Source organism: Lacticaseibacillus pantheris DSM 15945 = JCM 12539 = NBRC 106106, assembly GCF_001591865.1.
Classification (GTDB): domain Bacteria; phylum Bacillota; class Bacilli; order Lactobacillales; family Lactobacillaceae; genus Lacticaseibacillus; species Lacticaseibacillus pantheris.
The window spans coordinates 1-12,492 of sequence record NZ_BCVS01000072.1; the positions used below are offsets into that span (position 1 = coordinate 1).

At 53.6% G+C, this 12,492-nt stretch carries 14 protein-coding genes; 6 read left to right on the forward strand and 8 right to left on the reverse strand.

Going from position 1 to position 12,492, the window contains the following annotated elements; all coding sequences use genetic code 11:
• Positions 1-109: 109 nt before the first annotated feature.
• Positions 110-847 carry an MBL fold metallo-hydrolase gene (locus LPA02S_RS08095; protein ID WP_054648897.1) on the reverse strand — a complete coding sequence of 246 codons (738 nt, stop codon included), beginning with the start codon at positions 845-847 and terminating at the stop codon, positions 110-112.
• A 68-nt stretch (positions 848-915) separates the two neighbouring features.
• Between LPA02S_RS08095 and LPA02S_RS08100 the strand changes: the two genes are divergently transcribed.
• Positions 916-1,416 carry a hypothetical protein gene (locus LPA02S_RS08100; RefSeq protein ID WP_056957000.1) on the forward strand — a complete coding sequence of 167 codons (501 nt, stop codon included), beginning with the start codon at positions 916-918 and terminating at the stop codon, positions 1,414-1,416.
• A 55-nt stretch (positions 1,417-1,471) separates the two neighbouring features.
• On the opposite strand, the gene LPA02S_RS08105 is transcribed toward LPA02S_RS08100, so the two are convergent.
• The 5 genes from LPA02S_RS08105 to ykzS all read right to left on the reverse strand — a co-directional run bounded on the left by LPA02S_RS08105 (position 1,472) and on the right by ykzS (position 6,420).
• The gene (locus tag LPA02S_RS08105; RefSeq protein WP_056957001.1) at positions 1,472-3,559 is read right to left on the reverse strand and encodes a copper-translocating P-type ATPase; all 2,088 of its coding nucleotides are present in this window, start codon (positions 3,557-3,559) and stop codon (positions 1,472-1,474) included.
• Positions 3,560-3,584: 25 nt separating this feature from the next.
• A complete protein-coding gene (locus LPA02S_RS08110) occupies positions 3,585-4,034 on the reverse strand; it encodes a CopY/TcrY family copper transport repressor (RefSeq protein WP_054648893.1) in 450 nt (149 codons plus the stop codon).
• 122 nt (positions 4,035-4,156) lie between these two features.
• Positions 4,157-5,878 carry a phosphoenolpyruvate--protein phosphotransferase gene (ptsP, locus tag LPA02S_RS08115; RefSeq protein ID WP_056957002.1) on the reverse strand — a complete coding sequence of 574 codons (1,722 nt, stop codon included), beginning with the start codon at positions 5,876-5,878 and terminating at the stop codon, positions 4,157-4,159.
• A 1-nt stretch (position 5,879) separates the two neighbouring features.
• A complete protein-coding gene (locus LPA02S_RS08120) occupies positions 5,880-6,143 on the reverse strand; it encodes a phosphocarrier protein HPr (RefSeq protein ID WP_054648891.1) in 264 nt (87 codons plus the stop codon).
• Between the two features lie 91 nt (positions 6,144-6,234).
• Entirely contained in the window at positions 6,235-6,420 is a 186-nt protein-coding gene (gene ykzS, locus LPA02S_RS08125) for a protein YkzS (RefSeq protein WP_054648889.1), read from the reverse strand.
• 413 nt (positions 6,421-6,833) lie between these two features.
• Here ykzS and LPA02S_RS08130 point away from each other — a divergent pair, with 413 nt between their 5' ends.
• Together LPA02S_RS08130 and LPA02S_RS08135 are read left to right on the forward strand one after the other, a co-directional pair.
• Entirely contained in the window at positions 6,834-9,044 is a 2,211-nt protein-coding gene (locus tag LPA02S_RS08130; protein WP_056957003.1) for an ATP-dependent Clp protease ATP-binding subunit, read from the forward strand.
• A gap of 131 nt (positions 9,045-9,175) precedes the next feature.
• On the forward strand, positions 9,176-9,505 hold the full coding sequence (locus LPA02S_RS08135) for a DUF1827 family protein (RefSeq protein WP_156301995.1): 330 nt from the start codon (positions 9,176-9,178) through the stop codon (positions 9,503-9,505).
• Between the two features lie 229 nt (positions 9,506-9,734).
• Here LPA02S_RS08135 and LPA02S_RS11690 read toward each other — a convergent pair whose 3' ends face one another.
• Positions 9,735-9,887 carry a hypothetical protein gene (locus tag LPA02S_RS11690; protein WP_156301993.1) on the reverse strand — a complete coding sequence of 51 codons (153 nt, stop codon included), beginning with the start codon at positions 9,885-9,887 and terminating at the stop codon, positions 9,735-9,737.
• A 41-nt stretch (positions 9,888-9,928) separates the two neighbouring features.
• Here LPA02S_RS11690 and LPA02S_RS08140 point away from each other — a divergent pair, with 41 nt between their 5' ends.
• From LPA02S_RS08140 to LPA02S_RS08150, 3 genes are all read left to right on the forward strand, one after another.
• Positions 9,929-10,390 (forward strand): universal stress protein, encoded by a 462-nt coding sequence (locus tag LPA02S_RS08140; RefSeq protein WP_056957004.1) that lies wholly within the window; start codon positions 9,929-9,931, stop codon positions 10,388-10,390.
• 103 nt (positions 10,391-10,493) lie between these two features.
• Complete coding sequence (locus LPA02S_RS08145; RefSeq protein ID WP_056957005.1) at positions 10,494-11,192, forward strand: VIT1/CCC1 transporter family protein; 699 nt, start codon at positions 10,494-10,496, stop codon at positions 11,190-11,192.
• A 12-nt stretch (positions 11,193-11,204) separates the two neighbouring features.
• A complete protein-coding gene (locus tag LPA02S_RS08150; RefSeq protein WP_054648885.1) occupies positions 11,205-11,894 on the forward strand; it encodes a VIT1/CCC1 transporter family protein in 690 nt (229 codons plus the stop codon).
• 129 nt (positions 11,895-12,023) lie between these two features.
• On the opposite strand, the gene LPA02S_RS08155 is transcribed toward LPA02S_RS08150, so the two are convergent.
• A complete protein-coding gene (locus LPA02S_RS08155) occupies positions 12,024-12,371 on the reverse strand; it encodes a DUF1831 domain-containing protein (protein WP_054648883.1) in 348 nt (115 codons plus the stop codon).
• Between the last annotated feature and the right edge of the window lie 121 nt (positions 12,372-12,492).

Here is a 12,492-nt window from a genome sequence, read left to right on the forward strand (position 1 = left end):
CTCAACCGGAACCACCGCGTCAGTACGACCAGCCACTAGCAGCGGTCACCGTGGAGCGGTCCACAAAGTCGCAGCACGCCACGGCACCCCCACCGACCAAAACCGCCACCTACACCCGCAATACCGGGTGTTCGCTGGCCAAGAGTACGGGGATGTCCCCCGCCGCGTCCTGTGCTTGTTGCTGCAGTACGTGCAAGTTAACGGTCTGCGGCAAGTGCGTCAGCACCAACTGGCCGACACCGGCGTCCGCCGCTACTTTGCCAGCCTCTGGCGCCGTTAAATGCCACCGTGGTGCCGGTTTATCCGCCAGGAAGTTCGTGTCCGCCAGTAGCAGGTCCGCTCCCCGACTAAACGGAGCCAGACCGCCGAAGTAACGCGTATCACTCGTGTTCACCACCACTTTGCCAGTGGTCGTCTCTTCGATGCGCACCGCAAAGGCGGGCACCGGATGCTCCGTCTCCAAGAACGTCAACCGCAGCGGGCCCAGGTCAACCGTGCTGTCAGCCGTGTAGCCCCGGCCAATAGTAAAATCACCAAACGTCAACGCTGCAAAGTTCAACGGATCCTTTGTGTGGCCGTAAATGGGTAACACCGGCTCCTTCTTGGCGCCAGGACGTAATTGCCAGTAATACTGGAGCGTGCCCACGTCGGCAGTGTGATCGTGGTGGTAGTGCGTCAATAATACGGCATCCAGCTGCAACGGGTCCAGTACCGGCTCTAGCTCTAACAGAGCGCCACTACCGGCATCCATCAGCAAGTGGTAATCCCCACTGGTGACCAGGTACGCACTGGTACCAACACCATCGGCTGGATAACCGCCATAATAACCTAATACACGAATTTCCATTAGTTAATTACCTCCCAGTCACCATCCACCCGTTAGTCCGCGGTATAATCATTATGGAGGTGCTTTCTATGACTAATCGTATCCAAACTGTCTTTGGTACGCAAGGCGTACTGCGCAGTCTTATGCATAATGACCAACAATTTTTACTTGAGCCTAGTAACCACGGTGCCGATTACGCGCTGCTCGACCTATCCGGTGAGGGTCGCTATACCATGCCCGTTACTTACCGGCCCGTGATCAGTACGGGACACGTTGCGCTGAACGAGTACATACACTTCATGCACTTTGGTTTGACCAGTGACGACGTGTCCGTCTTTGAAGCAAATATGGCCAAACTAATCGACCAGCGTGAACAGTACCCCGGCGTCGGCATGATGTGCTTGATGCGCGAAGAATCGCCGGAGGTTAACTACATGTTGATGACCTCGTGGTTGCGCGGTAGCAACTACTTTGCCCTTAAAACCACGCCCGCGTTTAAGCCCCTCCAAGCGTTCACCAACCGCGCTGCCAGTGCCAACGGTTACTTCGAGACTGGCTATAAGGTGCTTGATCCGGCCACATTCCAATAACCGCGTCTAGCATAAAAGCGCCGACCAACCTGGCCGACGCTTTTTGCTTGCTCAATTACTCAACACTCGGTGCGCGCAAAGTCATTGCGTTAATCGCCACAATGATTGCGGACAGGCTCATCACCACCGCACCCAACGCTGCGGGCATCGTAATACCAATTGGTGCCAGAACGCCGGCAGCGAGCGGAATCGCTACAATGTTGTAACCCGCCGCCCACCAAATGTTCTGCACCAACTTACGGTTTGTAGCCTTGGCCAGACGGACAAAGTTGAGGATGTCAGTCGTCTTGCTAGACACTAACACCACGTCGGCAGCGTCAATCGCGACGTCGGTACCAGCGCCAATGGCAATCCCAACGTCGGCACCTGCCAGGCTGGGGGCGTCATTGATACCATCTCCCACCATCAGCACGCCGCCCCGCCGCTGATATTCGCTAATCAGCCGGGACTTGTCGGCGGGCATTAATTCGGCGTGCACATCATCAATTCCGAGGGCGGCCGCGACGGTCGCGGCGGTCTGCTGATTGTCACCGGTCAACATAACTGGTGTCAACCCGGCCTGCTTCAAACCGGCAATGGCCTTGGCTGCTTCTGGACGAGCAACATCCCCCGCAGCCACCAGACCCTGAACCTGCTGGTCGACCACCAGCAAGGATACCGTGTTGCCGGCCGCCGCTAGCTGGTCGACTTTGGTGGCATCGAAGTCAAGGCCGTGCGCCACCAGGTACTTAGCGTTAACAATCATCAACTGGCGGCCGTCCAGCTCGCCGCTCAGACCGGCACCCTGAATGGTCTGAACGTTATCAGCGGGAGTCACGTCCACACGCTTTTGCTTAGCTGCTGCCAGGACCCCAGTTGCGAATGGGTGCGTGCTACTTTGCTCCAGCGCGGCAAAGTCGGCCAGCAGGTCATCTGCGGTCACACCATCCACCAACGGTTGTACGGCGTTCACCGTAAAGTGACCAGTAGTCAACGTACCGGTTTTATCGAACATAATGTAGCGGGCCTTGCTCGTTGCCTCGTACGCGTTGCGGTTCCGGACCAGCAACCCACGCTTAGCCGACATCCCGGTCGCGCGCACGATGACCAGTGGCAGGGCTAACCCCAGAGCGTGCGGACAGGCAATAATAAGCACCGTTACACCCATCATTAGGGCGGGACCAAAGCCGTTAATCGGCGTCCACACCGCCACCGTCAACAGGCCGACTACCAGCGCAATGTAGAACAGCCAGCCAGCTACACGCGACGCGACGTTTTCGGCACGACTCTTTTGCTGCTGGGCATCACTAACCATGTGCCCGATTTGACCAATGAAGCCGTCCTCGCCGACCGCGCTCACCGTCATGGTAATGGTGCCATCGCCATTTACGGTACCACCTGTCACCTGGTCGCCGGCGTGCTTAACCACGGGGGCCGATTCGCCAGAAACCAACGCTTCGTTAACGGTGGTATCTCCGTCATCAATTTGACCGTCGGCTGGAATCGATTCCCCAGCCAGAACACGGAGTTTACTACCAGCCTGGACGTGCGCCAAAGGCATGTCCATCACTTCGTCCCCGTGCAACATGTGCACCGTATCGGGCAACATCTGGCCCAAACTATCAGTCGCGTTGCCCGCCTTCATCACGGCGTTCATCTCGACCCAGTGGCCGAGCAACATGATGACAATTAACGTGGCTAACTCCCAGAAAAAGTTCATCACGTGGGCGTGACCTGGGATGAGGTTGTTCGCCACAAAGGCGTACACGGAGTACAAATACGCAACGGATATTCCCAACCCAATCAAAGCCATCATGCCGGGTTTGCGCGCCTTAATTTCCTCGATGCCGCCGCGGACAAACGGGAGCCCACCGTAGAGAAATAGTGCCGTTGCCACGATTAGGAGTACCCATTCGCTACCAGGAAAAGTAATTGGCAAACTCAGTCCACCAACGCTCAACTGCATCCCCATTAGTGGGGCCAATAACACCACGATGACCATTAATACCAGGCTGACCCAAAACTTTTGTTTCAGGTTGCCCATGTACTTCATCCCCGGATCGTCCATCCCCGCCATGTTGTGGTGCATACCGTGCATATTGTTCATGGAGGACATATCCATCCCCGTCATATCCATTGTTTCGTGCTCATTCATATCCGTCATGGTTACCCCCAATAATTAATTACGTCTAGCAGTGTCCTTCGTGCTGTACTCCCCGCATTGACGCTGGTAAGCAGTCACACTCAACCATCGCCGGTGCCGTGGCTAGTTTCTGATTCAAAACTTCCACTAGGTTAGTGATATCGTCTTTGCTTAACGGCATATCGGCAATGGTCTGGGTTAAGGCACTCCCCACCTTCATCGCACACATCGCGGCCACCTGCGCCTGCAGTACGTGATGCATGGAGTCTTGCTCGCCGATGGTAGCGGTGTAGTGGAACTGCCGACCGTCCTTGGTGGTCGTGAGTGCGCCCTTCTTTACCAGCCGGCCCAGCAAAGTTTTAATGGTGGCGGGTGCCCAGCCACGTTTTGCGACCAAGGCGTCCACGATGGTGCCAGTATCCGCACCGTCCAGCGTCCACACGATGCGCAAAACGGCCCACTCCGCGGGGCTCACGTCAAAAGTTAAGTCTGCCATGAAGAATTCCTCCGTTCGTTTACAAGTGTAATCGTACACCTAAGATTTACATTTGTAAACATAAAGCGTAAAAAAACTGCCCGCATCATTGCGGACAGCTCTTCTAAACAACCATCTAGGTGTTAGTGAACGTTCTTTTCCACTAATTCCTTGTTCTGGTCGTTACTGATGTGTTCGTTCATGGCGACTTCACTCAACTTCTGCATGTCAGTCGTTGAGAGGCGCTTCATCAGACTCCGTACCTTCAAAATGCTAGTCGCACTCATTGAGTATTCGTCCAAGCCCATGCCGAGCAACAGTGGCACCATAATTGGGTCCCCTGCGGCTTCACCACACATACCGGCCCACTTGCCTTCCTTGTGCGCAGCGTCGATCACGTGCTTAACAAGGCGTAAGATGGATGGGTTGTACGGCTGGTACAGGTACGAAACGTGCTCGTTACCACGGTCAGCGGCCATCGTGTACTGGATCAAGTCGTTAGTACCGATGGAGAAGAAGTCAACGTGCTTAGCAAACTGGTCTGCCAAAACGGCAGCGGCTGGGATTTCAATCATGATACCCAACTGGATATCATCAGCAACCTTAGTACCAGCCTTTTCCAAGTTGGCCTTCTCTTCCAAGAAGATCTTCTTAGCGGCTTCAAATTCCTGAATCGTAGCAATCATTGGGAACATAATCCGCAACTTACCAAAGGCAGATGCCCGTAGCAAAGCGCGTAACTGTGTCCGGAAGATTTCCTGACGGTCCAAGCTAATCCGAATGGCACGGTAACCCAAGAATGGGTTCATTTCTTCTGGCAACGGCATGTATGGCAGGTGCTTATCCCCACCAATGTCCATGGTCCGCACAACCACTGGCTTTGGACTCATAGATTCAAGAACTTCCTTGTAAGCCTCAAACTGATCGTCCTCGGTCGGCAGTTCGGCTGAGTCCATGTACAGGAATTCAGTCCGGTAAAGGCCAATGGCTTCGGCCCCGTTAGCGTGAACACCGTCGAGGTCCTTTGGCGTACCAATGTTAGCGGCCAGTTCGTAGTGCTTACCATCAGCCGTAACGGTTGTGGCTGTCTTGAGCTTAGCCCATTCGGCACGTTCGGCAGCGTAGTCTTCGGCTTCCTTCTTGAAACTAGCCTGCTGTTCCGTGGAAGGTTCAACCACTACGTCACCCGTCAACCCATCAACCGCAATCATTTGACCGGCTTCAACGCTAGTCGTAACGGAGTCGGTACCAACAACGGCAGGAATTTCCAGTGACCGCGCCATGATGGCGGAGTGCGCCGTACGTCCACCGATATCGGTAACAAAACCCTTAACGTACTTTTTGTTGAGTTGAGCCGTGTCACTAGGCGTCAAGTCGTGCGCCACAATGACAACCTCTTCGTTAATTAAAGCAGGGTTCGGCAAAGCCACACCAAGCAGATGGCTCAGCAGACGCTTGGAAACATCCTTCACGTCGGCTGCACGTTCCTGCATGTAGGGGTTGTCGGTCATTGCTTCAAAGGTGGCGATGAACATCTTGGAGACGTCATCCAACGCCTGTTCAGCGTTAACCTTATCGTCGGTAATCTTGCTTTCGATGGCGCCGGTGAACTCAGGGTCGTCCAGAATCATCATGTGAGCATCAAAAACCTGTGCTTCTTCCTCACCGAGCGATTCCTTTGCCTTGTCACGAATCAGCTGCAGGTCGTCGTGAGAAGCCTTAGTGGCGTCCTTGAGACGCGATACTTCGGCATCTGTGTCCGTAATGGTCTTCTGATCGAAGGAAAGATCAGGTTCCACGAGCATGTAGGCCTTCGCAACGGCAATACCGTCGGAAGCTGCAATACCCTTGAGTTCTTTGGTCATGTTAAGCGAGGCCTTCCTTCTTCATGGTTTCGTCAATCGCAGCAATGGCGTCGGCTTCGTCGGCACCCTCTGCGGTAATGGTAACGTCAGCACCCTTGCCGACACCCAAACTCATAACACCCATGATGGACTTGAGGTTGACGGACTTGCCGTTGTAGGCCAAGTTAACGTCAGACTGGAACTTGCTTGCAGACTGTACCAACAGGGTAGCAGGACGTGCGTGAATCCCGCTGTCAGCAATAATGTTATAATCACGTGTTTCCATGAAAAATCTCTCCTTTGGCTAGTAAAAGTTAATTCCTGTAAAGGTTACCATTTTTACAGACGGTGTACAACACTTTTTGTGAATACGGTTACTATTTGTCGCCTTCGGCATGATACACGATGTCACCACCGCGTTCCGCCGTTCCCACAATCTCTTTACGTTCTGGATAATTATTCCAAGCGGCGCGAAAGGCCATAAATTGATCCGGCTTCACGCGTAACTCCGCCAGGGAGCCATCACGCAACTGATCCATCAGTGCTACATAGTCATCTGCCATTCGTGGACACCCCCTTCAACAGGTACTGCCAATTTTATCACGAAATCGGTTTCACCACAATCATTACATTTTCACTACTGGCGCGTCACTACAAGTGTTGGTTAATTGTATGCCCTACACAATCCGTGACAAATATCGCCATAATAATATCGTCCTGACCGTCATGACGGTAGTAATCGGCGCTAACCTTAGGGCAAGACGACCGCGGTGTATTATAATAGGTATAGTGGTCGTAAAGTGCGACCAGTGTGCCTGAAAATAACATTTCGGACGCAAGTCACTGCTAACTTAGCACTCGATAGGCACGAGTGCTTGCATTCAGTAAGCAATGGTTGTACACTAACATCAAGGTCAGCAAAGGTCAAACACGCCTGACGTTGATCAAGAACCCTCTATGAAAGGACGTGTTGTGCATGTTGTGTGAAAACTGTCATCAGAACCCGGCGACAATTCACCTTTATACCAACGTGAACGGCACCAAGCGTGAGATTAACCTCTGCCAAAACTGCTACCAGGAACTAAAGGCGCAGGCAGAAGCTAGCAACTCCGCTGGCGATCCGTTCGGTTTTAACAGTCTCGAAAGCATTTTTCGTGCTATGAACGACAACCAACAGCGCGCAGCCGACAGTCAGGGACCACAGACCCAGGCTGGTGGTCAGGGCCCTCGCCCTCCGCGTGGCGGGAAAAACAACGGCAACTCACTGCTTGGTCAATATGGCGTGAACTTAACGGCTCAGGCCAAGAAAGGTGAAATCGACCCCGTCATTGGCCGGGACAGCGAAATTGCCCGCGTGATTGAAATCCTTAACCGGCGGACCAAGAATAACCCAGTACTAATTGGTGAGGCTGGTGTCGGTAAGACGGCCGTCGTTGAAGGCTTGGCACTGAAGATTGCCAATGGCGACGTGCCGCAGAAATTGCAGGACCGCCAAGTTATTCAGTTGGACGTCGTTTCCCTCGTGCAGGGTACCAGCATGCGTGGTCAGTTTGAGCAACGGATGCAGCAACTGCTGACGGAAATGAAGCAAAACCCTGAAATCATCCTCTTCATTGACGAAATTCACGAAATCGTGGGTGCCGGCAATGCTGAGGGTGGTATGGATGCTGGTAACGTGCTGAAGCCAGCTTTGGCCCGCGGCGAAATTCAACTGGTCGGTGCTACCACCAATAGTGAGTACCGTACCATTGAAAAGGATTCCGCCCTCGCCCGCCGGTTGCAGCCCGTCACGGTGGACGAGCCTTCCGTTGAGGAGACCATTGCCATCTTGAAGGGTATCCAAGGCCGGTACGAAAGCTATCACCACGTCAAGTACACGGATAAGGCCATTGAGGCTGCGGCTCAGTTGTCGGCCCGCTACATTCAGGACCGTTTCTTGCCCGACAAGGCCATTGACCTGCTAGATGAATCAGGTAGTCGCAAGAACCTGACCATTACGCCCATCGACCCCGCCGCAATTGACAAAAAGATTGCTGACGCGGAGGAACAGAAGCAGACGGCACTCAAGGCGGAAGACTACGAGAAGGCTGCTTTCTACCGTGATCAGGTTACCAAGCTCAACAAGATGAAGTCCGAACAGCAATCTAGTGCTGATGAAGATGTACCACAGATTACTGAGCAAGACATGGAACAGATTGTCGAGCAGAAGACCAACATTCCTGTCGGCGAACTGAAGCAGCAGGAACAGGAGCAATTGAAGGACTTAGCCCCACACCTGGAGGCCAAAGTTATTGGTCAGAACCAGGCCGTGGATAAAGTTGCGCGGGCAATCCGGCGTAACCGGATCGGCTTTAACAAGACTGGTCGCCCAATTGGTAGCTTCCTCTTTGTCGGCCCTACCGGGGTTGGTAAGACGGAACTCGCTAAGCAGCTCGCTAACGAACTCTTCGGGAGTGAGGACGCCATGGTGCGCTTCGATATGTCCGAGTACATGGAGAAGCACAGCGTGTCGAAGTTGATCGGTTCACCTCCTGGGTACGTTGGTTACGAAGAGGCTGGTCAGTTAACCGAAAAGGTGCGTCGTAATCCGTACAGCTTAATCTTGCTGGACGAAATTGAAAAAGCCCACCCTGACGTTATGAATATGTTCCTCCAGATTCTGGATGATGGCCGTTTGACTGATAGCCAGGGCCGGACGGTTTCCTTTAAGGATACAATCATCATTATGACCAGTAACGCGGGTGCCACGGACGCCGAAGCTAACGTGGGCTTTGCCGCCGCGGCATCGGGCACTGAGCACAGTGTGGTTAACCAGCTAGGCAACTACTTCAAGCCCGAGTTCCTGAACCGTTTTGACGACATCGTTGAATTCAAGGCTTTGACGAAGGAGAACTTGCTCCAGATTGTCGACTTGATGATTGACGACACGAACGCCAACGTTGCCGCCCAGGGACTGAACATCCACGTCACTACCCCTGTTAAGGAGAAGCTCGTGGAATTAGGCTTCAATCCTGCCATGGGTGCACGGCCGTTGCGGCGGGTCATCCAGGAACAAATCGAAGACCGCGTTGCGGACTTCTACCTGGACCACCCAACCAACCACCAGCTGGAAGCGCGCATCAGCGATGGTGAAATTACCATCGCGGCCGCTCCAGCACCGGCACCGCAGACTAAGCAAAGCAAGTAATACGTTACACTGGACCCAACAAAGCCGCCCTGATTATTCAGAGCGGCTTTCGTTTCCTAATCAATAACGGCTCTCCAGACAGCAACCGTCCACATTAATTGTTGCTACCGCTTTCATCACACGGATAATCATTGTATAATAATGGTAACAAGAAGAAGAAAGGTTTGATTGCCATGCGGCTTGTCGACATTACCAACAGTTTTCCGAACCTCGTGCAACAGCAACTGGCGCACACTAACGCTAAGCTTGTTCAGGTTTACTCTTTGGGTCAGACAACGGTGATTTTCACCGAGTCCCCCCACCACCAGGAAGTGGTGCTCCGTAACGAGCGGCGTAACATTCAAAACGCCGAGATTGAGTACGTCCTCAGCCAGCTGACAAAGCGTAAACCTGAGGACGCCGAGTTGATTCGGGCCCCACACGTTGCTACGGCCACATTACGGTCGGCTGTAGCCAGCTAAACGGGTTACCAAAACAGTATACGTTCGCCGCGTACCAGATAAATTAAGCTACGGGCGGACTTGATTGAGTAGTGCCTTTGGGGTGCTACTCTTTTTTAATACGCTGTTACCTTCCCGTTGGCGGTTGCAAACAATCGCCAATAGTGGGATATTTTTAGGTGAGCCTATCTTTGGTGACAGTTAGGTTAATAAGGATAGAAAGGAGTGCTTTTGTTTAGCCTATCGGTGGTCAGGGACGACTGATTGCTCGCCGCAACAATCGGCTAGCAGCCATAATTAGTAGCTTGATGACGATTGCTGTTAATCGTCGGCAAACTGGGGGTAATGACTGCGTTGCGATGTCGTACAAACAAATCACGGTGGTCACCGCCATGAATTCCATGTTGTCCCTGCCTCCAAGCAGATTGGTGAGGAGGCGTAGACATGGCCAAAGTTGCTAGTTTTCCGGGTACCAGTATCCAACCCGTTCGACACATCATGGTGGGCGTAGAGCCCACTGACACCACCCAATTAGGATTACAGTTGGCTGTTGCTCGGGCGTTAACTGAGCACGCGACGTTAACCTTAGCCATGGTGATGGAACCATATGATGTGAGTGTGTACGTCCGCATGAACACGCAGTTGCTAGACCGCGCGCGTACGGGCATGCGCCACCGGTTGCATACATACGCCCGGCTGGCCCGCAAAGCCGGCGTAACAACAGTCACAACTTTTTTTGCAGAAGGCATGCCGGGAGACGTCCTCGTTAACGAGGCCATCCCGCAGGTCAAACCCGATTTACTCATTGTCGGCGCAGAAACTAAGGTTGGCGCACACCGCCACTTTGGTTCTCAAGTCGCTTACGTAGTCCGGTACGCTCCGTGTACCGTCACCGTGGCCCGCTGAGTAAACCGATTGGCCAGCACTCCCCCTCGTGGGTGAATGCTGGTTTTTTTGTTTAGGATAACTTTTGCTGGGGAGCGAAGGAACTTAGAAGGGATTGATCTGATTGAATAAGAAGAAAAAAGGCGCTCGCAAACTGAGCCTCAATGCCCAAATTAACCTCATTCGTGCCGGCGTGATGGGCGCTAACGACGGTATTCTGTCCGTGGCCGCCATCGTTTTGGGTGTAGCGGCCGCCAACGTCAGCACGCACAACATCCTGTTGGCCGGCTTTGCGGGTATGCTAGCGGGCACCATTTCTATGGCGATGGGCGAATACGTGAGTGTCCACGCCCAACGCGATGCCGAGGAGCGCGCCACTGCCGATGAGACCCAGCGTATGGAACTCAACCCGCAGGCAGAGGTCGACTTTGTCACCCACAAATACGTCGCCGCGGGGATTAGTCACGATTTAGCGGCCAAAGCAGCGCAGGAAATGTTCGACCAAGCGCCGGTGGTGACCGCAGTGCGCGAACGTTACGACATTGATCCCGGTGAACAAACGAGTGCGTTTGGTGCCGCCATCGCATCGTTCATCTCGTTTCCGCTGGGCTCATTATTGCCCATGCTCACCATTTCGTTAGTGGGCAACGCCTGGCGCATTCCGGCCACGGTGGCCTCCGTTGTGATTGCGCTGATGATTACCGGTGCCATTGCCGCCAAGTTGGGTAATGCCAACGTGCTGAAGGCCACCGTCCGTAACGTGGTTGCTGGCTTAATCACCATGGCTATCACTACAATGGTCGGCCACATCTTTGCACGTTAGGAGGTCCGCGAAATGAAAAAAATCAAAGTGAACAAGGATGCCTCGCTGGCGACGCGGGCCAACACACTCCGGGCTGGTGTGTTGGGTGCGAACGACGGAATTTTGACCGTTGTCGGCGTACTGTTTTCCGTTGGGGCCGCGACTACCGACTCCTTTGCCCTCTTCATCGCCGCGTTGGCCGACCTCATTGCTGTAGCCTTCTCGATGGCAGGCGGTGAGTATGCAAGTGTGAGTGCACAACGAGACACCGAAGCGTCGGCGGTGCGGAAGGAATCGCGCGCGTTGCGGCGAGATCCCGCAGCGGCACGGGCGGTGATTGTGACTAGTTACACGGACCGCGGCGTCACGCCGGCAACGGCCGCAGAAATTGCGGATGAATTTATGGCGAACGACCCGCTCCCCGCAATTGTAAGTGCTAAGTACAGTCTGGATCCAAGCGAACTCATGAACCCGTGGGCAGCGGCCTTTGCTTCGATGGTGTGTGCAGCACTTGGCGGACTATTGCCGTTACTCGCCCTCACCTTTATCAATGGTTTCTGGCAGTGGCCGGCCACCATTATCGCCACCGTCATTGCGGTCGGCCTGACGGGCTACTTTTCCGCCGAACTCGGCCACGGTTTCGCCCGGCGCGCCATTATTCGTAACATTATCATTGGTTTGATTACCATTACCATTCACTATCTGGTCGGTTTAGCATTCTGATTAGTTGTGCGCTTGGCAAGGAAACAAAATAATAGCCGCACTGGCTAGTTATCAACACGGAATGGGTTTCCGTGAACGATACTTAGCCAGTGCGGCTATTATTTTACGTCTTATGAACGCTCATTGCGTTTAGTCGGTGACCTGCTCCAATACTTGACGCTGGAGCAAATCATTCAGCACGTAGTTGAACTGCTCAACGTTACCGGCAGTCTTATCGGACTTGAAGATGTCCACGGCGCGCAGACCGTTAGCAGTGGTGACAGCCATCGACAATTTATCGAGGTCGGCGTTCACCAGAACCTTCAGTTTAGTGTTGCTGGTGAACGGGCTGTTCAAGTCGAGGGAACGCTCCAGTTCAAAACCACCCTTGTTGGTCTTTTTAAACCCAGTATCCATCAACGTGTAACGCTTGACGTTGGGGCTCAACCGAAACTGCCGCGTGTCCCCTGCCACCTGTGCTGTCGTTGCCAAAGCCATAACCACCACTCCATTCGTCATTGTTTATACCATTATTTTAGCACACGCCACCGACTGGTTGCGGGTGAATCTGATTTGAGGGTGGTGTGCTGACAAAGCAGTGGTGAGGTTGCAGCTTTGT

Excerpts from the sequence above, each read along its gene's own strand:
- LPA02S_RS08095 (WP_054648897.1), bottom strand. The coding sequence starts at position 847 with ATGGAAATTCGTGTATTAGGTTATTATGGCGGTTATCCAGCCGATGGT.
- LPA02S_RS08100 (WP_056957000.1), top strand. The coding sequence starts at position 916 with ATGACTAATCGTATCCAAACTGTCTTTGGTACGCAAGGCGTACTGCGC.
- LPA02S_RS08105 (WP_056957001.1), bottom strand. The coding sequence starts at position 3,559 with ATGACGGATATGAATGAGCACGAAACAATGGATATGACGGGGATGGAT.
- LPA02S_RS08110 (WP_054648893.1), bottom strand. The coding sequence starts at position 4,034 with ATGGCAGACTTAACTTTTGACGTGAGCCCCGCGGAGTGGGCCGTTTTG.
- ptsP (WP_056957002.1), bottom strand. The coding sequence starts at position 5,878 with ATGACCAAAGAACTCAAGGGTATTGCAGCTTCCGACGGTATTGCCGTT.
- LPA02S_RS08120 (WP_054648891.1), bottom strand. The coding sequence starts at position 6,143 with ATGGAAACACGTGATTATAACATTATTGCTGACAGCGGGATTCACGCA.
- ykzS (WP_054648889.1), bottom strand. The coding sequence starts at position 6,420 with ATGGCAGATGACTATGTAGCACTGATGGATCAGTTGCGTGATGGCTCC.
- LPA02S_RS08130 (WP_056957003.1), top strand. The coding sequence starts at position 6,834 with ATGTTGTGTGAAAACTGTCATCAGAACCCGGCGACAATTCACCTTTAT.
- LPA02S_RS11690 (WP_156301993.1), bottom strand. The coding sequence starts at position 9,887 with ATGGAATTCATGGCGGTGACCACCGTGATTTGTTTGTACGACATCGCA.
- LPA02S_RS08140 (WP_056957004.1), top strand. The coding sequence starts at position 9,929 with ATGGCCAAAGTTGCTAGTTTTCCGGGTACCAGTATCCAACCCGTTCGA.
- LPA02S_RS08150 (WP_054648885.1), top strand. The coding sequence starts at position 11,205 with ATGAAAAAAATCAAAGTGAACAAGGATGCCTCGCTGGCGACGCGGGCC.
- LPA02S_RS08155 (WP_054648883.1), bottom strand. The coding sequence starts at position 12,371 with ATGGCTTTGGCAACGACAGCACAGGTGGCAGGGGACACGCGGCAGTTT.